The sequence below is a fragment of the Mycobacterium scrofulaceum genome (assembly GCF_001667885.1).
Taxonomy (GTDB): Bacteria; Actinomycetota; Actinomycetes; order Mycobacteriales; family Mycobacteriaceae; genus Mycobacterium; species Mycobacterium scrofulaceum_C.
In genome coordinates this window covers 33,136-58,158 of record NZ_LZJW01000149.1, presented here as the reverse complement: position 1 = coordinate 58,158, position 25,023 = coordinate 33,136, and the positions used below count along the sequence as shown (strand labels likewise).

At 67.8% G+C, this 25,023-nt stretch carries 23 protein-coding genes; 6 read left to right on the top strand and 17 right to left on the bottom strand.

Translation table 11 applies throughout. From position 1 onward, the window contains the following. Positions 1 to 132: 132 nt before the first annotated feature. Positions 133 to 1,968 carry an acyl-CoA dehydrogenase gene (locus A5681_RS21765; RefSeq protein ID WP_067280245.1) on the bottom strand — a complete coding sequence of 612 codons (1,836 nt, stop codon included), beginning with the start codon at positions 1,966 to 1,968 and terminating at the stop codon, positions 133 to 135. 202 nt (positions 1,969 to 2,170) lie between these two features. On the opposite strand from A5681_RS21765, the gene A5681_RS21760 reads away from it, so the two are divergent. Beyond that, positions 2,171 to 3,196: an isopenicillin N synthase family dioxygenase gene (locus A5681_RS21760; protein ID WP_067280242.1), complete on the top strand. Its 1,026-nt coding sequence runs from the start codon at positions 2,171 to 2,173 to the stop codon at positions 3,194 to 3,196. Between the two features lie 6 nt (positions 3,197 to 3,202). Then, entirely contained in the window at positions 3,203 to 3,691 is a 489-nt protein-coding gene (locus tag A5681_RS21755; protein WP_067280238.1) for a flavin reductase family protein, read from the top strand. Between the two features lie 2 nt (positions 3,692 to 3,693). Here the strand turns inward: A5681_RS21755 and A5681_RS27530 are convergent, their stop codons facing one another. From A5681_RS27530 to A5681_RS21730, 6 genes are all read right to left on the bottom strand, one after another. Beyond that, positions 3,694 to 3,849: a hypothetical protein gene (locus A5681_RS27530; RefSeq protein ID WP_197498680.1), complete on the bottom strand. Its 156-nt coding sequence runs from the start codon at positions 3,847 to 3,849 to the stop codon at positions 3,694 to 3,696. Between the two features lie 100 nt (positions 3,850 to 3,949). Beyond that, on the bottom strand, positions 3,950 to 4,696 hold the full coding sequence (locus A5681_RS21750; RefSeq protein WP_067280232.1) for a succinate dehydrogenase/fumarate reductase iron-sulfur subunit: 747 nt from the start codon (positions 4,694 to 4,696) through the stop codon (positions 3,950 to 3,952). Then, entirely contained in the window at positions 4,696 to 6,612 is a 1,917-nt protein-coding gene (locus tag A5681_RS21745) for a fumarate reductase/succinate dehydrogenase flavoprotein subunit (RefSeq protein ID WP_067280230.1), read from the bottom strand. Before A5681_RS21745 ends, A5681_RS21750 begins: the two co-directional genes overlap by 1 nt. Positions 6,613 to 6,657: 45 nt before the next feature. After that, complete coding sequence (locus tag A5681_RS21740) at positions 6,658 to 7,485, bottom strand: hypothetical protein (RefSeq protein ID WP_067280227.1); 828 nt, start codon at positions 7,483 to 7,485, stop codon at positions 6,658 to 6,660. An 88-nt stretch (positions 7,486 to 7,573) separates the two neighbouring features. Beyond that, a complete protein-coding gene (locus A5681_RS21735) occupies positions 7,574 to 7,870 on the bottom strand; it encodes a hypothetical protein (RefSeq protein WP_067280224.1) in 297 nt (98 codons plus the stop codon). Positions 7,871 to 8,442: 572 nt separating this feature from the next. Then, positions 8,443 to 8,883, bottom strand: coding sequence for an Hsp20/alpha crystallin family protein (locus A5681_RS21730; protein WP_067280220.1), 441 nt, complete (start codon positions 8,881 to 8,883; stop codon positions 8,443 to 8,445). Positions 8,884 to 9,109: 226 nt separating this feature from the next. On the opposite strand from A5681_RS21730, the gene nirB reads away from it, so the two are divergent. Together nirB and nirD are read left to right on the top strand one after the other, a co-directional pair. Next, the gene (gene nirB, locus A5681_RS21725; protein ID WP_082968482.1) at positions 9,110 to 11,689 is read left to right on the top strand and encodes a nitrite reductase large subunit NirB; all 2,580 of its coding nucleotides are present in this window, start codon (positions 9,110 to 9,112) and stop codon (positions 11,687 to 11,689) included. Then, on the top strand, positions 11,686 to 12,039 hold the full coding sequence (gene nirD, locus A5681_RS21720) for a nitrite reductase small subunit NirD (protein ID WP_067280216.1): 354 nt from the start codon (positions 11,686 to 11,688) through the stop codon (positions 12,037 to 12,039). Before nirB ends, nirD begins: the two co-directional genes overlap by 4 nt. Here the strand turns inward: nirD and A5681_RS21715 are convergent. The 8 genes from A5681_RS21715 to A5681_RS21680 all read right to left on the bottom strand — a co-directional run bounded on the left by A5681_RS21715 (position 12,036) and on the right by A5681_RS21680 (position 19,721). Beyond that, the gene (locus A5681_RS21715; RefSeq protein WP_067280213.1) at positions 12,036 to 12,488 is read right to left on the bottom strand and encodes a hypothetical protein; all 453 of its coding nucleotides are present in this window, start codon (positions 12,486 to 12,488) and stop codon (positions 12,036 to 12,038) included. The genes nirD and A5681_RS21715 overlap by 4 nt on opposite strands. 84 nt (positions 12,489 to 12,572) lie before the next feature. Further along, on the bottom strand, positions 12,573 to 13,349 hold the full coding sequence (locus tag A5681_RS21710; RefSeq protein WP_067280208.1) for a sirohydrochlorin chelatase: 777 nt from the start codon (positions 13,347 to 13,349) through the stop codon (positions 12,573 to 12,575). Further along, the gene (locus tag A5681_RS21705) at positions 13,340 to 14,491 is read right to left on the bottom strand and encodes a uroporphyrinogen-III synthase (RefSeq protein WP_067280204.1); all 1,152 of its coding nucleotides are present in this window, start codon (positions 14,489 to 14,491) and stop codon (positions 13,340 to 13,342) included. Before A5681_RS21705 ends, A5681_RS21710 begins: the two co-directional genes overlap by 10 nt. Before the next feature lie 77 nt (positions 14,492 to 14,568). Beyond that, positions 14,569 to 15,963: an MFS transporter gene (locus A5681_RS21700; RefSeq protein WP_067280190.1), complete on the bottom strand. Its 1,395-nt coding sequence runs from the start codon at positions 15,961 to 15,963 to the stop codon at positions 14,569 to 14,571. A gap of 398 nt (positions 15,964 to 16,361) precedes the next feature. Beyond that, positions 16,362 to 17,279 carry a 5-oxoprolinase/urea amidolyase family protein gene (locus A5681_RS21695; RefSeq protein WP_067280187.1) on the bottom strand — a complete coding sequence of 306 codons (918 nt, stop codon included), beginning with the start codon at positions 17,277 to 17,279 and terminating at the stop codon, positions 16,362 to 16,364. Positions 17,280 to 17,294: 15 nt separating this feature from the next. Next, a complete protein-coding gene (locus tag A5681_RS21690; protein ID WP_067280183.1) occupies positions 17,295 to 17,969 on the bottom strand; it encodes a 5-oxoprolinase subunit B family protein in 675 nt (224 codons plus the stop codon). Between the two features lie 112 nt (positions 17,970 to 18,081). Continuing rightward, positions 18,082 to 19,080, bottom strand: a complete 999-nt coding sequence (locus A5681_RS21685; RefSeq protein WP_067280179.1) for an ABC transporter substrate-binding protein — start codon at positions 19,078 to 19,080, stop codon at positions 18,082 to 18,084. Positions 19,081 to 19,136: 56 nt separating this feature from the next. Then, positions 19,137 to 19,721, bottom strand: a complete 585-nt coding sequence (locus tag A5681_RS21680) for a TetR family transcriptional regulator (protein ID WP_067280287.1) — start codon at positions 19,719 to 19,721, stop codon at positions 19,137 to 19,139. Between the two features lie 129 nt (positions 19,722 to 19,850). Between A5681_RS21680 and A5681_RS21675 the strand changes: the two genes are divergently transcribed. Next, a complete protein-coding gene (locus A5681_RS21675; protein ID WP_067280177.1) occupies positions 19,851 to 21,254 on the top strand; it encodes an MFS transporter in 1,404 nt (467 codons plus the stop codon). A 4-nt stretch (positions 21,255 to 21,258) separates the two neighbouring features. Here the strand turns inward: A5681_RS21675 and A5681_RS21670 are convergent, their stop codons facing one another. Then, positions 21,259 to 22,527 carry a DNA polymerase domain-containing protein gene (locus A5681_RS21670; protein WP_067280175.1) on the bottom strand — a complete coding sequence of 423 codons (1,269 nt, stop codon included), beginning with the start codon at positions 22,525 to 22,527 and terminating at the stop codon, positions 21,259 to 21,261. Positions 22,528 to 22,585: 58 nt separating this feature from the next. Here A5681_RS21670 and fadD2 point away from each other — a divergent pair, with 58 nt between their 5' ends. Further along, positions 22,586 to 24,265, top strand: coding sequence for a long-chain-fatty-acid--CoA ligase FadD2 (gene fadD2 / locus A5681_RS21665; RefSeq protein ID WP_067280173.1), 1,680 nt, complete (start codon positions 22,586 to 22,588; stop codon positions 24,263 to 24,265). Positions 24,266 to 24,271: 6 nt separating this feature from the next. Here the strand turns inward: fadD2 and A5681_RS21660 are convergent, their stop codons facing one another. Continuing rightward, the gene (locus A5681_RS21660; RefSeq protein WP_067280171.1) at positions 24,272 to 24,634 is read right to left on the bottom strand and encodes an ATPase; all 363 of its coding nucleotides are present in this window, start codon (positions 24,632 to 24,634) and stop codon (positions 24,272 to 24,274) included. Between the last annotated feature and the right edge of the window lie 389 nt (positions 24,635 to 25,023).

Genomic DNA, 25,023 nt, shown 5'->3' with positions numbered 1-25,023 from the left:
ACGGGCGTACGAGAAGGGCCGCCGCTGGAGTGAGGGGATCCAGCGGCGGCCTTTTTGTCTGCCGACCTGCGCCGAAATCAAAAGCCCCGCTCCCGGATGGGAGCGGGGCTTCTGACTTGCCTTATCTGCCTGTCAGAAGGCGGCTTCGTCGAGCTCCATGATGTCGTTGTCCAGCGTCTCGATGACCTCGCGGGTGCTGGCCAGCAACGGCAGGAAGTTCTTCGCGAAGAACGAAGCCACCGCGACCTTGCCCTCGTAGAAGGCCCGCTCGTCGCCGCTGGCGCCGGCGTCCAGCGCCTGCACGGCCACCGCGGCCTGGCGCTGCAGCAACCAGCCGATGACCAGGTCACCGACGCTCATCAGGAACCGCACGGAACCCAGACCCACCTTGTAGAGGCTGGTCACGTCTTCCTGCGCCGCCATCAGGTAACCGGTCAGCGTCGCCGCCATCGCCTGGACGTCGGCCAGGGCCTTCGCCAGCAGCTCGCGCTCGGACTTCAGCCGACCGTTGCCGGACTCGCTGTCCACGAACTTCTGGATCTCGCCCGACACGTGGGCCAGCGCCACACCCTTGTCGCGGACGATCTTGCGGAAGAAGAAGTCCTGCGCCTGGATGGCCGTGGTGCCCTCGTAGAGGGAGTCGATCTTGGCGTCGCGGATGTACTGCTCGATCGGGTAGTCCTGCAGGAAGCCGGACCCACCGAAGGTCTGCAGGCTCTCGGTCAGCTTGGCGTAAGCCTGCTCGGAACCGACACCCTTGACCACCGGCAGCATCAGGTCGTTGACCTTCACCGCCAGGTCGGCGTCCACGCCGTGCACCGCCTCGGCGACCGCCGCGTCCTGGTAGGTCGCGGTGTAGAGGTACAGCGCGCGCAGACCCTCGGCGTACGCCTTCTGGGTCATCAGCGACCGGCGCACGTCGGGGTGGTGCGTGATGGTCACCCGCGGGGCGGTCTTGTCGGTCATCTGCGTCATGTCGGCGCCCTGCACGCGGGACTTGGCGTACTCCAGCGCGTTCAGGTAACCGGTCGACAGGGTCGCGATGGCCTTGGTGCCGACCATCATGCGGGCCTGCTCGATGACCTCGAACATCTGCGCGATGCCGTTGTGCACCTCGCCGACCAGCCAGCCCTTGGCGGGCACGTCGTGCTGACCGAAGGACAGCTCACACGTGGCCGAAACCTTCAGGCCCATCTTGTGCTCGACGTTGGTCACGAAGACGCCGTTGCGCTCGCCCAGTTCGCCGGTCTCGAAGTCGAACAGGAACTTGGGCACGAAGAACAGCGACAGGCCCTTGGTGCCCGGACCCGCGCCCTCGGGGCGGGCCAGCACCAGGTGGAAGATGTTCTCGAACAGGTCGCCCGAGTCGGCCGAGGTGATGAACCGCTTCACGCCCTCGATGTGCCACGAGCCGTCGTCCTGCTTGATCGCCTTGGTCCGGCCCGCGCCGACGTCGGAACCGGCGTCCGGCTCGGTCAGCACCATGGTGGAGCCCCATCCGCGCTCGGCGCAGATCACGGCCCACTTCTTCTGCTCCTCGGTGCCGAGGTGGTAGAGGATGTTGGCGAACCCGGCGCCACCGCCGTACATCCACACGGCGGGGTTGGCGCCGAGCAGGTGCTCGTGCAGGGCCCACACCAGGGCCCGGGGCATCGGCATGCCGCCCAGCACCTCGTCGATGCCGACCTTGTCCCAGCCGGCCTCGGTGACGGCGCGCACCGACTTCTTGAAGGACTCCGGCAGCGTCACCGAGTGGGTCTTCGGGTCGAAGACCGGCGGGTTGCGGTCACCCTCGACGAACGACTCGGCGATGGGCCCCTCGGCCAGCCGGCTGATCTCTGACAACATTTCGCGCGCGGTGTCGACGTCCAGATCGCTGTAGTCGCCGGCGCCCAAAGCCTTCTCAACGCCCAGGACCTCGAACAGGTTGAATACCTGGTCACGGACGTTGCTCTTGTAGTGGCTCACTACGGTTTCCTCCTCGTTGAGAATGCCACTTGTGGTTGGGTACTACTTCTAAGTTACCCACCAGTAACACCGCTAAAATATCGCTCTCGGACAGTTCAACGCAAGTCAATGTGAGCTAAATTTCATCGTCTAATTAACCAACCGGTTGGGAAGCCCTTGCAGGGCCTCTGAGCTGCGACGATAGCGAAACGGATCTCAAACTATGGGATGCATCACCACCCTGCCCGTAGTGGATCTGCGCTCGTCGGCGGCCGAACTGCGGCCGGCGTTGCGCGAGGCCGCGCACCAGGTCGGCTTCTTCTACCTGGCCGGCCACGGCGTGCCCCAGGAGCTCTCCCGCAGGGTGCTGCAGGCGGCGCGCAGGCTGTTCGAGCTGCCCGAAGCCGAGAAGGATGCCGTCGCCATGGTGCGCAGCCCGCACTTCCGCGGCTACACCCGGCTGGGCGGTGAGCTGACCCGCGGCCAGGTGGACTGGCGGGAGCAGATCGACATCGGGCCGGAACGCGCCCCGGTCGGGGGCCCCGGCAAGCCCGACTACCTGTGGTTGCAGGGACCCAACCAGTGGCCGGCCTCGATGCCCGAGCTGCCGGGGATCATCGCCGACTGGGACGCCGCGCTGTCCGGGGTGGCCCGCGCCCTGCTCCGGCACTGGGCGGCCTCCCTCGGCAGCCCGCCCGACGTGTTCGACCCCGCCTTCGCCGAGACGCCCGCCACCCTGATCAAGATCGTGCGCTACCCGCGCAGCGCGGCCTCACCACAGGGCGTGGGTCCGCACAAGGACTCCGGGGTACTGACGCTGCTGCTGGCCGAACCGGGCAGCCGCGGGCTGCAGGTAAGCCGGCCGGGCTCCCAGGCCTGGATCGACGTGCCGCCAGTTGACGGCGCCTTCGTCGTCAACATCGGTGAGCTGCTGGAGGTGGCGACGGGTGGCTACCTGCGTGCCACCGAGCACCGGGTGACCCTGGACGGGCAGCCGGCGGACCGCATCTCGGTCCCGTACTTCTTCAACCCGCGCCTGGACGCGCAGATCCCCGTGCTGACGCTGCCCCCCGAACTGCGGGCGCGCGCCGGCCGCGTGGTCGACCCGGCCGATCCGATCTTCGCCGTCTACGGTCGCAACGCTTGGAAGAGCAGGTTGCGCGCGCACCCCGATGTGGCTTCAGCGCACGGGTATTCGGCAGGTAGGGTCGGGAACGAGAATCCCGTTCTCGGCTCAAGGGGCGAATGAATTCCGGTGAACTCGAACAAGCATCTGACACCGTCCACACTCCGCGAGGCCTTCGGCCACTTCCCCTCGGGAGTGGTGGCCATCGCCGCCGAAGTCCAGGGCACCCGGGAGGGCCTGGCGGCCAGCACCTTTGTCCCCGTGTCCCTGGATCCGCCGCTCGTGTCGTTCTGCGTGCAGAACACGTCGACGACGTGGCCCAAGCTCAAGGACCTGCCCATGCTGGGCATCAGCGTGCTCGGCGAGGCCCACGACGAGGCCGCGCGCGCGCTGGCCGCCAAGACCGGGGACCGGTTCGCCGGCCTGGAGACGGAGTCCCGGGAGAGCGGCGCGGTGTTCATCAAAGGGACCGGCCTGTGGCTGGAGAGCGCGATCGAGCAGCTGATTCCCGCCGGGGATCACACGATCGTGGTGCTTCGGGTGAACGAAGTCACCATCGACGCCGACGTCGCGCCTATCGTGTTCCACCGCAGCGTGTTTCGGCGCCTCGGCGCCTGACGCTACGGGCGGCGGCTGAGTTCGGCCCGAAAGCCCGCGATCCGCTGCTCGATCTCGGCGGCGTCGTCGGGACGGCCCTCCTTGCGCGCAAGGTCGGCGCGGACCGACAACTCCCGGATCGCGGTTCGAATTTCGTTGACGCTGGTGGTTTCTCGCATATCTCCCACGCTGCCTTTTCGGTTGGGGGCAGACCGTCGGGCTTCGGCCCAACAGGGCTGATATGCGGGTACCCGGCGCACCGGGCGGGCTAACGCCTGCTCAGCGCCGGAACAGCTTGTTGCCCAGCCACACCACGGGGTCGTACTTGCGGTCGGCGACCCGCTCTTTCATCGGGATCAGCGCGTTGTCGGTGATCTTGATGTTCTCCGGGCAGACCTCGGTGCAGCACTTGGTGATGTTGCAGTAGCCCAGGCCGTGTTGTTCCTGGGCCTGGTCGCGCCGGTCCATCGTGTCCAGCGGGTGCATCTCGAGCTCGGCGATCCGCATCAGGAAGCGCGGCCCGGCGAACGCCTTCTTGTTCTCCTCGTGGTCGCGGATCACGTGGCACACGTTCTGACACAGGAAGCACTCGATGCACTTACGGAACTCCTGCGAGCGCTGCACGTCCTCCTGCGCCATCCGGTACTCGCCCGGCTGCAGATCCTTCGGCGGGGCGAAGGCCGGGATCTCGCGGGCCTTCTCGTAGTTGAAGGAGACGTCGGTGACCAGGTCGCGGATCACCGGGAACGTCCGCAGCGGCGTCACGGTCACCACCTCGTCCTCGGCGAACGTGGACATCCGGGTCATGCACAGCAGCCGCGGCACGCCGTTGATCTCCGCCGAGCAGGATCCGCACTTGCCCGCCTTGCAGTTCCACCGCACCGCGAGGTCGGGCGTCTGGGTCTGTTGCAGGCGATGGATGATGTCGAGCACCACCTCGCCCTCGTTGACCTCCACCGTGAAGTCCTGCAGCGCGCCGTCGGCATCGTCACCGCGCCACACACGCATGGTCGCGTTGTAGGTCATTAGCCTCTCCGTCCTGGATGCTCGGCCAGCTCATCGTCGGTGTAGTACTTCTCCAGCTCGGAGATCTCGAAGAGCTCCAGCAGATCGGGTCGCATCGGCACCTGGTTTTTGCGGGTGATCCTGATGTCCGGGATCACCTCGTCGCCACCGGCGGCCTCGCAGACGAGCAGGACCTTGCGCCAGCCCGAGTCCATCGCCGGATGGTCGTCGCGGGTGTGGCCGCCGCGGCTCTCCGTGCGCTCCAGGGCCGCCTTGGCGACGCACTCGCTGACCAGCAGCATGTTGCGCAGGTCGATGGCCAGGTTCCAGCCCGGGTTGTACCGGCGTCCGCCGTCCACGTGCAGGTGCTTGAAGCGCTCGCGCAGCTTGTCCAGCCGGGCCAGCGCCTCGGAGATCTCGTCCGCCTTGCGGATGATGCCCACCAGGTCGTTCATCGACTGTTGCAGCTCCAGCTGCAGCGTGTAAGGGTTCTCCGCCGGGGCGCCGTCGGCCGGCGTCTCGAACGGGGACAGCGCCCGCTTGGCCGCCGTCTCGATGGCCTCTGCCGAGATGGTCGGACGGCTGCTCAGCGCCCGCACGTAGTCGGCCGCGCCCAGGCCGGCGCGCCGGCCGAAGACCAGCAGGTCGCTCAGCGAGTTGCCGCCCAGCCGGTTGGAGCCGTGCATGCCGCCGGAGCACTCGCCCGCCGCGAACAAGCCCGGGACGGTGGCCGCGCCCGTGTCGGCGTCCACCTCGACACCGCCCATCACGTAGTGGCAGGTCGGCCCGACTTCCATCGGCTCCTTGGTGATGTCGACGCCGGCCAGCTCCTTGAACTGGTGGTACATCGAGGGCAGGCGCCGCTTGATCTCCTCGGGCGTCAACCGGGAGGCGATGTCGAGGAACACGCCGCCGTGCGGGCTGCCGCGGCCGGCCTTGACCTCCGAGTTGATCGCGCGCGCGACCTCATCGCGGGGGAGCAGGTCGGGGGTGCGGCGGGCCGAGTCGTTGTCCTTGAGCCACTGGTCGGCCTCTTGTTCGGTCTCGGCGTACTGACCCTTGAACACCGGCGGGATGTAGTCGAACATGAACCGCTTGCCCTCGGAGTTCTTCAGCACCCCACCGTCGCCGCGGACACCCTCGGTGACGAGGATCCCCTTCACGCTGGGCGGCCAGACCATGCCCGTCGGGTGGAACTGGACGAACTCCATGTTGATCAGCGACGCACCCGCCCGCAGCGCCAGCGCGTGCCCGTCGCCGGTGTACTCCCAGGAGTTCGACGTGACCTTGAACGACTTGCCGATGCCGCCGGTGGCGAGCACCACCGCGGGCGCCTCGAACAGCACGAACTGGCCCGTCTCGCGCCAGTAGCCGAACGCGCCGGCGATCGCGTCACCGTCCTTGACCAGTTCGGTGATGGTGCACTCGGCGAACACCCTGATGCGCGCCTCGTAGTCGCCGAGCTCGGCGAAGTCCTCCTGCTGCAGCGAGACGATCTTCTGCTGCATGGTGCGGATCAGCTCCAGGCCGGTGCGGTCACCGACGTGCGCCAGGCGCGGGTAGGTGTGCCCGCCGAAGTTGCGCTGGCTGATCTTGCCGTCCTTGAGGCGATCGAACAGCGCCCCATAGGTTTCCAGCTCCCAGACGCGGTCCGGGGCCTCCTTGGCGTGCAGTTCGGCCATCCGCCAGTTGTTGAGGAACTTCCCCCCGCGCATCGTGTCGCCGAAGTGGGTCTTCCAGTTGTCTTTGGGGTTGGTGTTTCCCATCGCCGCCGCGCAACCACCCTCGGCCATCACCGTGTGGGCCTTGCCGAACAGCGACTTGCACACGACCGCGACCTTGAGGCCGCGTTCCCGCGCCTCGATGACCGCACGCAGTCCCGCGCCGCCGGCGCCGATGACGACTACGTCGTAGGCATGCCGCTCGACCTCAACCATGAAACCCTCGCTAGCTAAGTTCGGAATTGTTGTTCAAATGGCTTCTCAGCCAATAAATCTCAGGTCAGGGATGGTGTTGCTGGCCACCAGGGCGATGTAGAAGTCGGTGAGCATCAGGGTGCCCAGCGTGACCCAGGCGTACAGCTTGTGCCGGGTGTTGATCTTGCTGACCTGGGTCCAGATCCAATACCGCACAGGGTGCTTGGAAAAGTGCTTGAGCCGGCCGCCGGTGATGTGCCGGCAGGAATGGCAGGACAGCGTGTAGACCCACAGCATGATCACGTTGCCGACCATGATCACGTTGCCCACCCCGAAGCCGAAGCCGTGCGGCCCGGAGTCGGAGTGGAAACCGATGATCGCGTCGTAGGTGTTGATCACCGAGATGATGCCGGCGATGTAGAAGAAATACCGGTGGGTGTTCTGGACGATCAGCGGGAACCTGGTCTCGCCGGTGTAGTGGACGCGCGGCTCGGCGACGGCGCAGGCGCTGGGCGACTGCCACACCGTGCGGTAGTAGGCGCCGCGGTAGTAGTAGCAGGTGAGCCGGAACAGCAGCAGGAAGGGCAGTGTCAGCGCCGCGTACGGCAACCACCACACGTCGGGCAGGATCTGCGGCCAGAAGTCGCCGGCCTCGCCGCAGGCCTTGCTGACGCAGGGTGAGTAGAACGGCGTCAGGTAGTGGTACTTCGGGACGAAGAAGTAATCCTGCTGGAACGCGCGCACGGTCGCGTAGATCAGGAACGCGGCGAAGCCCAGGTCGATCCGCAGCGGCGACATCCACCACCGGTCGGTGCGTAGGGTGCGTTGTGGGATGCGGGCGCGCGCGGGTGAAAAGACACCTGACGCAGGACGGTTCGCCGTGGGTGCGCTCATCTAGTGTTCCTCTTCGAACGGGCTGTTGGTCGAAGGGTACACAGAGAGCACCCCCTGGATTCCGGGGGGCTTGGGTTGTTCGCGGTTGTCAGGACCTGTTGTGACCCCCGACACCCTCGTCGTCGACATCGCGCCAGAAGTCGCTGTCGTACTGGGTGTCGGGAATGACGATCTTGTCGCCGGACTGCTGCACGGTGGCGCGCGCCAGATCCAACTCGGACACGTCGGTGTCGAGCAGTTCGACGTCGGAGAGGATTCGGTCGGCGTCGATCACGATCCGCCGCATCGCCGGGCTGTCACCGTAGCGACTCTTCAACGAGCCCACGCACCTCCGCAGGCCGCCGATGAGGTCGTGAAGTTCGGCGAGTTCAGTCGTGGTGCTCAACGGATCTCCTCGGCAGACGGTGTTACGGATCACAGTACGCTTCCGCATACTATCCACCGCACAGCGCGGATGTCAGACGGAACACGTCGGGCGGTCGAGGAGCAAACACCTGGTGAGCGGTCAGCCCTCGTTGGGCGCGCGACGGGTTGCTTGCCCTCAGCGCCCCGGCGAACCGCTGATCCTGCCAAGGGATGCGTGGTCGGCAGCGGCGGGCCGTGTTAACAGAGATGAGCGGGCTTCACCGCCCTGACGATGGGCAAGCCAGCCGCTGGCGGATTCGATCGGCAAACCCGACGGCGAGGGCATGTCGTTCGACGACGTGCTGGCGCGCCCGGAAAAAGAAGGCCCAGATCACCGCCACGGTCGACGCCCCGCTGTCGGGAACATCGAGTCGGGTTACGGTTACGCCGCCGTCGGCGCCAACATCGAAGGCGCGGCATCGAAGGCATCGTGCACTCCGCGGGGAAGCGGTCAGGATCTGCCCGCGAGGACGCCGAACGATCCAGGCGGAAACCGCTGCGGCGCAACCGAATCCGGCGGAGCGAATGCCCCGCCGGATCGGTGTCTAGTTGTTACTTGGTGATCTCGATGCGCTGCGCCTGGTTTCCGGCGTACGCGCCGGCCACCCGCACGGTCAGCACGCCGGCGTCGTAGGAGGCCGTGATGGCGTCCCCGGTGACGTGGGCCGGCAGCTGGAACGAGCGACGGAAGGAGCCGTACCGGACCTCCCGCAGGGTGCGCCCGTCTTTCTCCTCGGCGTGCTCGTCACGGCGTTCGCCGTGGATCACGAGCCGGCCGCGGTCGACCTCGACGTTGACGTCCTTCTCGACGTCGACACCGGGCAGTTCGACCCGTACGACCGCGTCGTCACCGTCCTTGACGATCTCGGCGGCGGGATTGAAACCGCTGGTGGCGGGCTTGTACCAGTCCGCCGCGGCGGCGGGACCGAAGAAGTCGCGCAACCACCGGTCGGTGTTCCAGGCCGGTCGCGACCACAATGCGACGTTACTCATGGGGTCTCCTCGTGCTTCCTTGAGCTTTGTTGTGGATTTGCTGTGTCCGGCGCCCTTCCGGCCGGCTACAAGAGGAAACCTGAGTCGACCACGCTAAAGTTCCACCTAGGCGTTCGCCGTGGGCGAACGAATATTCACAAGGCTCCCTGTGAGTTGTGAGATCCTCGTCATAGGACCGTCACATTGGGCGAAATCGCGGTAATTTCCGGCCGCTAACCTCAAAGCCATGGCTGCAGACGGGATTTCGCGCGCGCACTGTGCGGGCCGTCACATCGTCGTAGTCGGGCACGGCATGGTGGGGCACCGGCTGGTCGAGGCGCTCCGCGCCCGCGACGCCGAAGGATTGTGGCGCATCACGGTTTTCGCCGAGGAGGCGGACGCGGCCTACGACCGCGTCGGGCTGACCTCGTACACCGAGAGCTGGGACCGCAAGCTGCTGGCACTGCCGGGCAACGACTACGCGGGTGACGAACAGGTTCGATTGGTACTGAACGCGCGCGTTACCGAAATCGACCGGCAAGCGAAGGCGGTGGTGACGGCCGACGGACAGCGGCACGGCTACGACACGCTGGTGCTGGCCACCGGGTCCTACGCGTTCGTTCCGCCGGTGCCCGGCCACGACCTGCCGGCGTGCCACGTGTACCGCACCCTGGACGATCTCGACGCCATCCGGGCCGACGCCCAGCGCACGGTCCAAGCCGGTCGCGCCCCCGCGGGCGTGGTCATCGGCGGCGGCCTGCTTGGTCTGGAAGCCGCTAATGCGCTGCGCCAGTTCGGGTTGCAGACACACGTCGTCGAGATGATGCCGCGCTTGATGGCTCAGCAGATCGACGAGGGCGGCGGCGCGTTGCTGGCCAAGATGATCGGTGAGCTGGGCATCGCGGTCCATGTGGGCACCGGCACGGAGTCGATCGAAGCGATCGATCACACCGACGGCGTCTCGTCGGTGCGGGTACGCCTGACCGACGGCGAGGTCATCGACGCGGGTCTGGTCATCTTCGCGGCCGGCATCCGGCCGCGCGACGAGCTGGCCAGGGCTGCGGGGCTGGCGCTCGCCGAACGCGGCGGTGTGCTCACCGACTTGGCATGCCGCACAAGCGATCCGGACATTTACGCCATCGGTGAGGTCGCCGCGATCGAGGGCCGGTGCTACGGGTTGGTCGGCCCCGGCTACACCTCCGCCGAGGTGGTGGCCGACCGCCTGCTGGACGGCGCGGCGGAGTTCGGCGAGGCCGACCTGTCGACCAAGCTCAAGCTGCTCGGCGTCGACGTCGCCAGCTTCGGCGACGCGATGGGGGTTACCGAGAATTGCCTCGAGGTCACCATCAACGACGCGGTCAAGCGGACCTACGCCAAGCTGGTGTTGTCCGACGACGCGAAGACCCTGCTCGGCGGCGTCCTGGTCGGCGACGCCTCGTCGTACGGGGTGCTGCGGCCGATGGTCGGCAGCGAGCTGCCGGGGGATCCGCTCGCCCTGATCGCGCCGGTTTCCGGCGAGGCGCCGGCGCTGGGCGTCGGCGCGCTGCCCGATTCCGCGCAGATCTGCTCGTGCAACAACGTCACCAAGGGCGACCTGAAGTGCGCGATCGCCGACGGCTGCGCCGACGTGCCGTCGCTCAAGTCGTGCACCGCTGCCGGCACGTCGTGTGGCTCGTGCGTGCCGCTGCTCAAGCAGCTGCTGGAAGCCGAGGGCGTGGAACAGTCCAAGGCGCTGTGCGAGCACTTCAGCCAGTCGCGGGCGGAACTCTTCGAGATCATCTCGGCCACCGAGATCCGCACCTTCTCCGGCCTGCTGCAGCGCTTCGGCCGCGGAAAGGGTTGCGACATCTGCAAACCCGTGGTCGCGTCCATCCTGGCGTCCACCGGTTCGGAGCACATCCTCGAGGGCGAGCAGGCCTCGCTGCAGGACTCCAACGACCACTTCCTGGCCAACATCCAGAAGAACGGCAGCTATTCGGTGGTCCCGCGGGTTCCCGGCGGTGACATCAAGCCCGAGCACCTGATCCTGATCGGCCAGATCGCCCAGGACTTCGGGCTCTACACCAAGATCACCGGCGGTCAGCGGATCGACATGTTCGGCGCCCGGGTGGACCAGCTGCCGGAGATCTGGCGCCGGCTGGTCGACGGTGGCATGGAGTCCGGCCACGCCTACGGTAAGGCGCTGCGCACGGTGAAGAGCTGCGTCGGCACCGACTGGTGCCGCTACGGCCAGCAGGATTCGGTGCAGCTCGCGATCGACCTCGAGCTGCGCTACCGGGGCCTGCGGGCGCCGCACAAGATCAAGATGGGCGTCTCGGGTTGCGCGCGGGAGTGCGCCGAAGCCCGTTCGAAGGACGTCGGCGTGATCGCCACCGAAAAGGGCTGGAACCTCTACGTCGGCGGCAACGGCGGCATGACACCCAAGCACGCCCAGCTGCTGGCCAGCGACCTGGACACCGAGACGCTGGTTCGCTACGTCGACCGGTTCGTGATGTATTACATCCGCACGGCCGACCGGCTGCAGCGCACGGCGCCCTGGGTCGATTCGCTCGAGGGTGGACTCGACCACGTGCGCGAGGTCGTGTGCGAGGACTCGCTGGGGCTGGCGCAGGAGTTCGAGGCCGCGATGGAGCGGCACGTCCAGAACTACAAGTGTGAATGGAAGGGCGTGCTCGACGACCCGGACAAGCTGTCCCGGTTCGTCTCGTTCGTCAACGCCCCGGACGCTGTCGACTCGACGGTGGAATTCACCGAGCACGCCGGACGCAAAATCCCTGTGTCCATTGGGATGCCGAAGATCCGTACGGGAGCTGGAGGGCAATCATGACACTTCTCAACGACATTCAGGTCTGGACCACGGCTTGCGAGTACGACCGCCTGATCCCGGGTCGCGGGGTCGGGGTGCTGCTCGACGACGGCTCTCAGGCGGCGTTGTTCCGGCTGGACGACGGCTCGGTGTACGCGGTGGGCAACGTCGATCCGTTCTCCGGGGCGGCGGTGCTTTCGCGCGGAATCGTCGGAGACCGCGGGGGACGCGTGGCGGTCCAATCGCCGATCCTCAAGCAGGCCTTCTCGCTGGAAGACGGTTCCTGCCTGGATGATCCGAACTTCTCGGTGCCGGTTTACCCGGCCCGCGTCACCGCCGACGGCTTCGTCCAGGTCGGCCGGATCGCCTAGCGCGTGATGTCGCCGACCAGGTAGCGCTGCATCGTCGGGCCGATGGCGTCGACGATCGCGTCGACCGACATCGAATGCAGCGGCTCGGAGCGGATGCCGTAACGCATGATGCCAAGGCCAACCAGCTGCGAGGCGCACAACGAAGCTCGCGTGGCGGCCTTGTCGGCCCCGAGCAGTTTCAGCAGGGGCCCGAAGACGGGGCCGACGAACATGCTTTGCACCGTTTCGGCGGTTTTCGCCATCCCGGTGGACGCTATCGCGCTGGCGGCGAACGGGCCGCCGCCGGCGGCGTCCCACGTGGTGATCAGCATCCGCAACGTTTGGCGGCCCACCTGATTGACCCCGCCGGTGACGATCCGGTCGATGAATTCCGGTGTGCCGAACGGCAACCGCAGCATCTTGGCGACCGGGTCAAGGAGCCCACGCGACGGCTCTTCGCGACGGGGCATGGTGCCAGGATCGCCGGTATGTGACCAAAGATCAAGCGTGGCCGGTCGTCGGCGCGCCCTGCGGCCTGCGCCGACACGCCTTTCTCAGGCCACCGAACTCGGCCGGGTGAACCGGTCGTGAACCAGGCGCTGCGCGCCGGATCGGCGCGACGCGTGCCGGGCCGTGCGGGCGAGGACGGGTGGCATCGCCCGGCGGAATCGATGCGCGATCAGGCGTGCGAGCCCGGGATGGGTACCCAGCGGCTGACTGACCAGGTCGGCGCCGCAGGCGTGCAGCCGTTCCTGGAAGAGGCCATCGGCCAGCAGGTAGGAGGCGACCACGACGCGCGCCCCGGTGCGCGCGCGTCGCCGCGCCTCGTCCACCGCCTCGGGCAGCTGCGGATCTCCCGTCGCCGCGAACGCGAGGCTCACGCGAGAGCCGGTCAGCGCGGAAACCAGCGTCGCGGTGGTGTGCAGGTCGGCGTGCGCCCGGACGTCCGATGTGCCCGCCGCCGCAAGGATCACCGAATCCCCGGGCCGCCAACCACATTTGACCAATTGGTCACCCACGATGCGGGCGACCTGACCGCTGGGGCCCAGGGCCGGCGTGACGACCGCGTTCGGATGCCCGCTGAGCTCAACGTGGGCCGGCAGGTCGGCGCGCACGTGATAGCCGCGCGACAAGAACGCGGGCAGCACGATGGCGGGCCGGCCCGTGGCCCGCACCCGCGAGAGCACCTCGCTGGGGGTGGGCCCCAGCACGTCGACGAACGCGACCTCCACCGGGCGCCCGATCAGCGAACTCGATTGCGCGGCAAGGTCTTCGATCATCGCCACGCCCTCGGGCCTGCGAGTGCCGTGAGCGACCAGGATCAGTGCCATGCGGAGTTCGTCCGTTGTTCGGTCGCGAGCCGGTAGCCCCGTTTGACCACCGTCGCGATGATGTTCTTGTCGCCCAGGGCGGTCCGCAGGCGCAGCACCGCCGTGTCGACGGCGTGCGGGTCGTTGCTGTTGCCCGGCAGCGCGCGTAACAGGTCGGCCCGCGGGACGACGTCGCCGGGGCGTTTCGCCAGTGCACGCAATATCCCCATGCCGGAGGGCGAGAGCACCTTGATCGACCCGTCGACCAGCACGCAGGTGCCGCGGATGTCGACCGTGTGGCCGGCCGCTTGCACGGTGCACGATCCCAGCAGCGGGAGTTCCTCGGCGACGTGACGGGCCAAGGCGCCCAATCGCATTCGCTCCGGAGATGACGTGGGGACGCCTTTTCGGATCAACGGTTTGGAAGTCACCGGGCCGACGCACATCGCGTGCACGTCGCTGCGCAGCGCCCCGAGCAGTTGGTTTTCGACGTCGAGCTCGCGGCTGCGTTCCAGCACCGCCGCGGCCGCGGGTGCCGACGTGAAGGTGACCGCGTCGAACTGCCGGCCCGCGATCCCCATCACGAGCTGATCGAACGTGCCGCCCAACGGCGTTGGCTTCCAGCGGTACACCCGGACGGGCACCACGTCGGCCCCCGCCAGCCGCAGGCCGCCCAGAAACTCCGGGAAGGGATCCCAGGCGTCGGCGGCGCCGTGCAGTTGGACCGCGACCCGCGCCCCGGCCACCCCGGACTTTTGCAGGTATTCCAGTACCTCCTGCGAGGATTCGGAATCCGGTGACCATTCCTCGTGCAGGCCCGCGGCGCGCAGCGCGCCGGTCGCCTTCGGGCCGCGCGACACGATCCGCGCTGACGACAGGGCGTTCAGCAGGGGGCCGACGAGCCCCCACCCCTCGGCCGCGGCCAGCCAGCCGCGGAACCCGATGCCGGTGTGGGCGACCAAGATGTCGGGCGGCTCGGCGATCAACGCCTCGGTGTTGCGGTGCAATTCGTCGTCGTCGGGCAGCGCGATCATGTTGATCGCCGGCGCGCTGCACACCTCCGCCCCCTGGCGGCTGAGCAGCGCGCAAAGCTCCTCGGAACGCCGACTGGAGGTCACCGCGATGCGGTAACCCGTCAGCGGTGGGGAGTCGGGCTGGCCCATATTTCCTGTGTATGCCTGTCAGATTTCCGTTGCGTTACCCGGCAATTGCTTGCGCATTGCCCACAATGAGGCTGCGCTCACACGCGGGCCAGCGCGTCTGCCGTCTCGCTGTCCGCGTCGGCGGGCAGCGCCGGTCGGCGCGCGTACACCAGCCAGGTGATCAGCGCGGCGACCACGTAGGAGGCGAGAAACGCCCAATACGCCGACGTCTCCGTCCCGGTCGCCAGATAGGACTGGCGCAGCGCGAGGTTGATGCCCACGCCACCGAGCGCGCCGACCGCCGAGCAGATGCCGATCAACGATCCCGCCTTGGCGCGCGCCCAATGCCGGCGCTCGGCCTCACTCATCGCCAGCGCGCGGCTGCGCGCCTCGTACACCGACGGGATCAGCTTGAACACCGAACCGTTGCCCATCCCGGACAGGACGAACAGCACCATGAAGCCGACGACGTAGCCGACCATGCTCGTCGAGCGAGCCCCGGCGTCGTGGTCGTCGAACGTGCTGATGACGACGAGCAAGCCGGCCGCGAGCGTCATGCCGGCGAGCACGCCGAGCGTGACCCGGCCGCCCCCCTTGCGGTCGGCCAGCCGGCCGCCGTAGATGCGGGCCAGCGACCCCAGCAGTGGCCCGATGAAGGCCACCTGCGCGGCGTGCAGCGCCGCATGTTTGGCGCCCTCCCCGTTGGCCAGGAAGTTGACCTGCATCACCTGACCGAAGGCGAACGCGAACCCGATCCAGGAGCCGAACGTGCAGATGTAGAGCAGGGAGATCACATAGGTGTCGCGCTCGAAGAGGATGGAGCGCATCGTGTTGAGCTCGGTGCCGTGGCCGACGTTGTCCATCAGCAGCGCGGCGGCGACGCCGACCACGGCCAGCATCACCAGGTACACCGCGCACACCCAGTACGGCGCCTCGTGTCCCGCCGTGGCGAGCACCAACAGCCCGACGAGCTGAATGACGGCCACCCCGAGGTTGCCGACGCCGGCGTTGACCGCCAGCGCCGACCCCTTGAGCCGCTCGGGGTAGAACGCGTTGACGTTGGCCAGCGAGGCCGCGTAGTTGCCACCACCCAGCCCGGTCAGCGCGGCACACGCCAGAAACGGCCACAGCGGCAGGCCGGGATTGGCCAGCAACACGATCGTGCCGGCCGTCGGGACCAGCAGCACGAACGCCGAGAAGGCGGTCCAGTTGCGGCCGCCGAAGGCGGCGATGCCCAGCGTGTAAGGAATCCGGGCCAGGCCGCCGACCAGCGTGGCGACGGCGCCCAGCAGCAGCTTGTCACCCGCGGAGAAGCCGTAGACGTGCTCGGGCATGAACAGCGCCATGACGGGCCACAGCGTCCAGACCGAGAAGGCGACGTGGTCGCCGGCGACGGTGCACAACAGGTTGCGGCGGGCGATCTTGGAGTTGCCGGCGTCCCAGGCGGCCGTGTCTTCCGGATTCCAGTCCGCGATGCGGTGATTGCGGGCCATCCGAACCTCACCTTTCGTCGACGATGAATCCGACTGTGCGCGTTGGGTTGACGGGGAAAGGCCCGGGCTCGTGGTGGCGCGCAACCTGGCGTGCATAACACTCCCTCTCGTCGGACCCACTCACCGGCGCATCCGGCTTCACCCGCGCCAGGTGTCGCGTGGCTCACCCGCGCAGCGGGGGGAAATGTGGGCGACCGAATGAAGAGGCATGCCCCGCCGTGCATTTCGATGCTCACATTCGGGGCGGGAATGGGTCAACTCAAACGACCCGGAATCGCCTGTTAGTTGTTTACCAGTTATCTGGTAACTACCTGTAGGCGCCGAGCGGCGAAATCACCGCCGGTTAACCGTGATTCGATTCTGGTGAGCGGCTTGGTGTGAGCTGGAATACATTTCGGTCAGGAAAACGGCCAGCCCGCGGCGGCGGACCGCGGTTGGGCGCCCACCAGAACCCTTGGACGCGACCAGTGCAGGCGAACCGACTGCCCGGGCCGCACCTGGGCGATCTTGTCGATGTCCTCGTCGATCACCACGCCGACCACCGGATAACCGCCGGTCACCGGGTGGTCGGGTCCGAGGATCACCGGTAAACCGTTGGGCGGCACCTGGATTGCGCCGCGTGTGGTGCCCTCGCTGGGCAGCTGCCGGTCCGGGTAGCAATACTGCAGGGGGCGGCCGACCAGGCGCATGCCCACCCGATCGCTGCGGTCGGATGCCACCCAATCGTTGTGCACCAGGACATCGGGGTCGACGAACCAATCGTCGCGCGGCCCGGGCACCACGCTCAGCTCGACCACGTCTCGGGGGATCGCGGCCACCGGGGCCTGGTCGAGTTCGGGGTAGTCGGGGGTGTGCTCGCCGACGGGAAGCCGATCTCCCGCCCGCAGGGGCGCCGGGCCGATGGCCGACATCACGTCGTAGCTGCGCGATCCCAGCACCGGCTCCACGGCGATGCCGCCCCGCACGGCGAGGTAGGTCCGCAGCCCCGCGCGCGGAGTGCCGAGCGTGATCAACTGGCCGTCGCGAACGTGCTGAATGCTGTTGGTGCCGAACATGATTCCATCGACGGTCGGGTCGGTGTCGGCACCCGTTACCGCGACGTCGATGTCACCGCCGCGCACCCGGGCGGCGAAACCGCCGAACGTCACCTCGACGGTGGCGCGATCACCGGGGTTGGCCACCAGGCGGTTGGCCAGCTGATGCGCACGCCGGTCGGCGGCCCCCGACCGGCTCACCCCCAGGTGGGCCAGTCCGGGCCGGCCCAGATCCTGGACGACGGCGAGCGGTCCGGTGCGAAGGATCTCCAGGGTCGGCACGGCGATCTCCTTGTCTCAGACGGCCCGGAACTGAACCCACATGCCCTGCGTCAGCAGCGCCGGATCGGGCCGTTCGAGGTCCCACAGGACCGCGTCGGCGCGGCCGATGAGTTGCCAGCCACCCGGCGACCGGCGCGGGTAGACCGCGCTGAACTCCCCGGCCAGGCCGACCGAGCCGGCGGGCACCGACGTGCGGGGCTCCGGGCGGCGCGGCACCCGCAGGCGCGCGTCACCGTCGACCAGGTAGGCGAAACCCGGTGCGAATCCACTGAATCCGACGCGCCACAGGCCACCCGTGTGGGCCTCGATCACCTGCTCGACGGTCAGCCCGGTGTGGCCGGCGACCTCGGTGAGGTCGGGGCCGTCGTAGACGACGTCGATGACCACGTCGGCACGCCGATCCGGCGCGGCGGCCTCTTCGGCGCTGACCCGCATCTTGCGCAATCGCTGACGGATCACGCCCTGGAACCTCGGGCCGTCGAGCCTGACCAGAACCGTCCGGGCGGCCGGGACGATGTCGACCACACCCGGCAACGCCGCGGCGCGCAGCTGCGCCGCCCACGCCAACACCTCGGCGGTGCTGCCGCATTGCAGCATCAGCGCACTGTCGCCGAAGTCCAGCACCGTGTTGCCGACGAGTTCAGTCGGCAGGTCCTTGGACACGTTGTCCGTCAGGTCCGTCACGCTCATTACTCGACGGTAACCCCCGAAACTCGGGCCGGGCGAGGGGCGAGCGAGGGATTTTCGAACACTGCCAGAGCTGCCTTAGCAAACGCTCAAACCCCGCGGGCGGGGGCGGCGCCTAACCGAGGATCTTGCCGAGCAGCGGCGGCAGTTGATCGGCGACCAGCGGGTAGCTCAGCGGCGAGGAGAAGGCGATCGCGCCGGCCTGATCCTTGGTGGTGAAGATGTGCCGGCTCTGCGCCGTGGCCTGTGACGCCGCCACGTCCGGGTCGGCGAGCAACGCCTTCTGGTCGTCGGGGCTCTCGGTGGTCCAGATGATCACGTCGGCGGAGTCGAGCACCGCCTTGACGTGATCGCGCGGGATGACGGCGCGGTGGTCCGTGCCGAAAGGCCTGATGCTGTCGGCGATCACCAGCCCCATCTGGTTCAGGAAGTCCGTTCGCCAGCCGGCCATGGTTGCCACGACGGTGCCCTGAAACAGCGTGCCCTGCATCAGCAGCGCCTTCTTGCCCGTCCAGGCGGGGTGTTCCTTGCCGACGGCGGTGAACCTTTGGTCGACGGCGTCGATCAGCGATTTCATCTGGTCGGCCTGGAACACGGCCTGGCCGATCGCGGTGGCCTGCTCCTTCCACGGCTCGAAGAAGGCGTCGCCGTCGGACTGCGGCACGGTCGGGGCGATCGCGGACAGCTTCTGATAGGTGTCGGCGTCCACCCCGGCGTTGGTCGCCACGATCAGGTCCGGTTTCAGGCCGGCGATCTGGTCGACCGGAATACCGTTGTCGAGGTTCAGCACCACCGGCTGCGCCCCACCGAGCTTGGGCTGCGCCCACGGCCACACCGCGAACGGCTGATCACCGAACCAGTTGGTGACGGCGATGGGCACCACGCCGACCGCGAGCAGGTCGTCCTGTTCGGTGTAGCCGGCGCTGACCACCCGCTTGGGCGGTTCCTTGATGACGGTCTGGCCGAAGAGGTGGTTGATGGTCACCGATTTGCCGCCGGAGGTATCCGATGACGGCTTGCGTGACGAGCACGCGGCGGGAGCCCCGGCGACCGCGGCGACCGTCGCAGCCCCTGCGAACTGCAAGAATCCCCGTCGATTCCAACCCTGTCGCATCGCGTGAGATTAGCGCGTCCGGTGGCCGCAACGCCCGTCGCCGCGCGGTTGCCCGCTCAGTCCAGCGGCATGCCGGCGTCCAGGAAGTCCAGCGCCCGATAGATGGTGTCGTCCGTTTTCGGTGCGCTGTCGTAGGCCGCCATCATGGCGCCGACCATCGCGCCGACGAACACTCGCACCTCGAAATCGGTTGCGGGGCGGCCGATCCGGCGCCCGATCGCCTCCGACATGACGTTGAGGGTGCGGTGGTATTCGTCGTAGAGGGCGGCTTTGAGCTCGGGTATCGAGAAGATCAGCCGCTGCCGGGTGTTCTCGAACTCCTGCTGCTCGGCTGACAGGCCGGCCATCGTGGTCGCGTAGGCCCGCCGGATGGCCTGGCTCGGCGACAGTTCGGGCGGCTGGGCGTCGAACGCGGCCAGGATCAGCGGATCGAGGTCGTCGGCCAGCAGCAGCGACTCCTTGGACCCGAAGTACCGGAAGAACGTGCTGGGCGACACCTCGGCGGCCTCGGCGATCTGCTCGACCGTGGTGGCGGCGTAGCCGTTGGTTTCGAACAGGCGGAACGCCTCGCGCCGCAGGGCATGGCGGGTCTTGATCTTCTTGCGTTCCCGCAGCCCCAGGGGCTGCTCACTCGCCGGCATGCGGCAATTGTTCCGCATTTGGCCGGCAAAAAGATCTGACAAGCGGCGAACCGCCGTTGCGAGATCCACGTATCTCCGCCGTAACTGCGGCCAAGCAGACCGGTAACAGAGCTTCCATAGCGTCGGGGCGTGACTACGACTTCTGCCGAACCGACGGCTCCGGTCCTTGCGCCCGCGCCCACGCGACCGCCGCACCGGGGCGGGCACTGGATCGACGACTGGCGGCCCGAGGACCCCGCGTTCTGGGAGACGACGGGCAAGCCGATCGCCCGCCGCAACCTGATCTTCTCGATCTTCGCCGAGCACGTCGGCTTCAGCGTGTGGATGCTGTGGAGCATCGTGGTGGTCCAAATGACCGCGGGGCCGCACGGGCACCCCTCCGCGTCCGGCTGGGCGCTGACCGCCAGCCAGGCGCTGTGCCTGGTCGCCGTGCCCAGCGGGGTCGGCGCGTTTCTGCGCCTGCCCTACACCTTCGCGGTCCCCATCTTCGGCGGCCGCAACTGGACCACCATCTCGGCGGCCCTGTTGCTGATCCCGTGTGCGCTGCTGACCTGGGCCGTCGGCCATCCCGGGCTCTCGTTCGGCGTCCTGGTCGCGATCGCCGCGACCGCCGGCTTCGGCGGCGGCAACTTCGCCTCGTCGATGGCCAACATCTCCTTCTTCTATCCGGAGAAGGACAAGGGCTGGGCGCTGGGCCTGAACGCGGCCGGCGGCAACATCGGTGTCGCGGTGGTGCAGAAGATCATTCCGCCGATCGTCGTCGCCGGCGGTGGGGTGGCGCTGTCGCGCGCCGGCCTGTTCTACATCCCGCTGGCGGTGGTGGCCGCCGTGTGCGCGTTCTTGTTCATGAACAACCTCTCCGAGGCGAAGGCGGACGTGAAGCCGGTGTGGCAGTCGCTGCGGCACCCCGACACCTGGGTCATGTCGCTGCTCTACATCGGCACGTTCGGATCGTTCATCGGCTACTCCGCGGCCTTCCCGACCCTGCTCAAGACGGTCTTCGGTCGGGGTGATATCGCCTTGACCTGGGCGTTCGTCGGTGCCGGCATCGGCTCGGTGATCCGGCCCCTGGGCGGCAAGCTGGCCGACCGGGTGGGCGGGGCGCGCATCACCGCCGCCAGCTTCGTCATGCTGGCGGCGGGCGCCACGGCGGCGCTGTGGTCGGTGAACGCCAAGAACCTGCCGCTGTTCTTCGCCAGCTTCATGTTCTTGTTCGTCGCGACCGGCATCGGCAACGGCTCGACGTACCGGATGATCTCGCGGATCTTCGTGATCAAGGGCCAGCTCGCCGGTGGTGACCCCGACACCATGGTGCATATGCGCCGCCAGGCCGCGGGCGCGCTGGGCGTCATCTCGGCGGTCGGCGCGTTCGGCGGATTCGTCGTGCCACTGGCCTACGCCTGGTCGAGGTCGCAGTTCGGCAGCATCGAGCCGGCGCTGCGGTTCTACGTGGCGTTCTTCCTGGCCCTGCTGGTGGTCACCTGGTACTGCTACCTGCGCAAGGGCAACGCCGTGGCGCGGGTGGGGGTGTAGCGGTTCAGCTCGACGGCTTCTGCCTGCCGCCGTACCCCTGCCCCTCCTTTTTCCAAGGGCTGTAGTCGGCGATCAGTTCCTCCTGCGGGGGCCGCTGGTCGGCGGGCACGTGCTGCAGGTTGATCCGGATGCGGTACCAGATCGAACTCGGCCCGCGCATGCCGTCGACGAGGACGTCGGCGGGCTCTAGCAGGCGCGACGCGGCGGGGTGGCGACCGCGCCAGGTGTCCAGCGCGGCGAGCGCCTCGTCTTTGGTCTTGGTGCGGGCGATCTCGATGAGGGGCTTGGAGGAGACCCGCCCGCCTTCGGTGCGAGTGCCCGAGCCCTTGGGCGCGCGCTCGGGCGGCCCCAGCTCCTCGGCCAGCATCAGCAGCCGATCCAGGTCGCCGGCCGCGTCGTCCATCCCCTCCCACGGATCGCCCATCTCGGCGAACCGGCGGGGCACGGTCTCGATGGTGAACGCCTCGGGCTTGCAGCCGGCGACTTCCTCCCACAGCAGCGGCGTCGACACCCGGGCATCCGGCGTCGCGCGAACCGAGTATGCCGATGCGACCGTGCGGTCCTTGGCGTTCTGATTGAAGTCGACGAACACCCCCTCGCGCTCCTCCTTCCACCACCGGCTGGTCGCGGCGTCGGGCACCCGTCGCTCGACCTCGCGGGCGACGGTCTGCGCGGCCAGCCGCACCTGCCGGAACTCCCAGCGCGGCGCGATCCGGGCGTAGATGTGAAACCCGCGCGACCCCGACGTCTTGGGCCACGCGGTCAGGCCGTAATCCTCCAGCACCTCGCGGGCCACCAGCGCCACCTCGACGATCCGCTCCCAGGTCACCCCGGGCATCGGATCCAGATCGACCCGCAACTCGTCGGGGTGGTCGAGGTCGCCGGCCCGCACCGGGTGCGGGTTGAGGTCGACGCAGCCCAGGTTGACCGCCCACACCAGGCCCGCGGCGTCGTGGATGACGGCCTCCGCGGCCGACGTGCCGCGCGCGTAGTGCAGCTCGGCGACGTCGACGTAGTCGGGCCGGTTCTTCGGGGCCCGCTTCTGGAACACCGCCTCTTCCGCGATGCCCTTGACGAAACGCTTGAGGATCATCGGCCGGCCGGCCACCCCGCGTAGTGCGCCGTCGGCCACCGCCAGGTAGTAGCGGACCAGGTCTGACTTGGTGAACGGCCCCCGGCCGGCGTAGGCGTCGAAAACGACCTTGTCGGGATGGGTGATCGTGACCCGGCGGCCGGCCGCTTCCAGTGACGCCGGACCGGTCATGTTCATCATCGTAAGTCGATGGGTACATACCCCTCGGAATGCGACGGACGTCACATAGGGTGGATCCATGCCTAATCTGATCGGCCTGCCCGGGCAGGCGGTTGCCAAGGTCCAGCAATACCTGGAACGCGGCTCAGCCGAATTGCACTACGTGCGCAAGATCTTCGAAGCGGGTGCCTTCCGGCTGGAGCCGCCGCAGAACTACGCCGCGATGGCCAACGACATCTACAAGTGGGGCGAGTTCGGGATGCTCCCGTCGCTGAATGCCCGGCGCCATCCCGACCGGGCCGCGTGCATCGACGAGGACGGGGAGTTCTCGTTCAAACAGCTCGACGAGGCGTCGCACGCGGTGGCCAACGGCCTGATCGAGATAGGCGTCAAGGGCGGTGACGGCGTCGCGATCCTCGCCCGCAACACCCGCTGGTTCCTGATCGCTTACTTCGGCGCCGCGCGGGTCGGCGCCCGCATCATCCTGCTCAACAGCGAATTCTCCGGCCCGCAGATCAAGGAGGTGTCGGAGCGCGAGGGCGCCAAGCTCATCATCTACGACGACGAATACACCAAGGCCGTCAGCAAGGCCGAGCCGGAACTCGGCTTCCTGCGCGCGCTGGGCACCAACCCCGACGCGGACGAGCCGTCGGGCAGCAAGGACGAAACGCTGGCCGACCTGATCGAGCGCAGCAGCTCCGACCCCGCCCCCAAGGCGAGCAAGCACTCGTCAATCATCATCCTGACCAGCGGCACGACCGGCACCCCCAAGGGGGCGAACCGCAGCACCCCGCCGACGCTGGCGCCCATCGGGGGCATCCTGTCGCACGTGCCGTTCAAGGCCAACGAGGTGACGTCGCTGCCCGCCCCGATGTTCCACGCGCTGGGTTTCCTGCACGGCACCATCGCCATGTTCCTGGGATCGACGCTGGTGCTGCGGCGCAAGTTCAAGCCGCCGCTCGTGCTCGAGGACATCGAAAAGTACAAGGTGACGGCGATGGTCGTCGTGCCGGTGATGCTGTCGCGCATCCTCGACGCGGTCGAGAAGATGGACAAGAAGCCGGACCTGTCCACCCTGAAGATCGTGTTCATCTCCGGGTCGCAGCTGGGCGCCGAGCTGGCCAGCCGCGCGCTGAAGGACCTCGGTCCGGTGATCTACAACATGTACGGCTCGACGGAGATCGCGTTCGCCACCATCGCCGGGCCGCAGGACCTGGAGCGCAACGCGGCCACGGTCGGACCGGTGGTCAAAGGCGTCAAGGTCAAGATCCTGGACGACAACGGCAAGGAGAAGCCGCAGGGTGAGGTGGGCCGGATCTTCGTCGGCAACGCGTTCCCGTTCGAGGGCTACACCGGCGGCGGCCACAAGCAGATCATCGACGGCCTGATGTCGTCCGGCGACGTCGGATACTTCGACGAGCACGGCCTGCTTTACGTCAGTGGCCGCGACGACGAGATGATCGTCTCCGGCGGCGAGAACGTGTTCCCCGCCGAGGTCGAGGACCTGATCAGCGGTCACCCGGAGGTGGTCGAGGCGACCGCGATCGGCGTCGAGGACAAGGAATGGGGCCACCGGCTGCGCGCCTTCGTCGTCAAGAAGGACGGCTCCGACGTCGACGAGGACACCATCAAGCACTACGTGCGCGATCACCTGGCCCGGTACAAGGTGCCCCGCGAGGTGGTCTTCCTTGAGGAGCTGCCGCGCAACCCGACGGGCAAGATCCTCAAGCGCGAGCTGCGTGAGATGGAAGTCGACTAGCCGGGTTCAGCGCCGGTCTTTGATGGCCCGGGTGATCTGAGCCGCGAGCTTGGGGTCGACCAGCAGCTGGTCGATGAGCGCGGTGAGAACCTCCTGCCCGGTCACCCGGGCGACGCCCAGGCGGTCGGCCGCCTCCCGCTGCCAGATGTCGAGCGCGCGGTGGGTGGCCGCGGGGAGGTCGACGGTACGGCGCGTCCGCTGAACCCGTCCCGCCTGGTTCGCCGCCGGCTGGCCGACCATCCGCTGGGGGCTCTGCCCCCCGAGCCCGGTGAGGCGCTCGGTCGGCGCGGCGTCTCCCGCCGGGCTGGCCGACGGACCGGGGCGGAACGTTCCGGCGCCGGGTCCGATGTGGCTGGGGTTGAAGTTCACTGTGGCGGTCGTCCTCCGATGAGTGGCCAATCAGTAAATCAGCGCTCGAGTGTGTCAATACTGATTCTTCCACCGACGACGGCGGAAGTCGCGCCGCCGGGCCGTGGCCGGTGCGGGATGCCGCCGGCCGGGGTGCCACAGCAAATTGACGAAAATAGCTGATTCCTCGCTGTCCGAATGACCGCGCCACGTCATATTGCGCATTGTCGCGGCGCTCGAAACATGTGGAACTCATGCAATCCGCCAATACGCGACCACAGAACGCAGTATGTCAGTAAATCCCTCTGAACAGTATGTATGACGCCTCAGTGGATCAGTGTGGGCAGAAATGCTGAGGTTAGCAGATCATGAAATACGTTCGATTACCGTGGGCCTAAAACGCTTGAAAG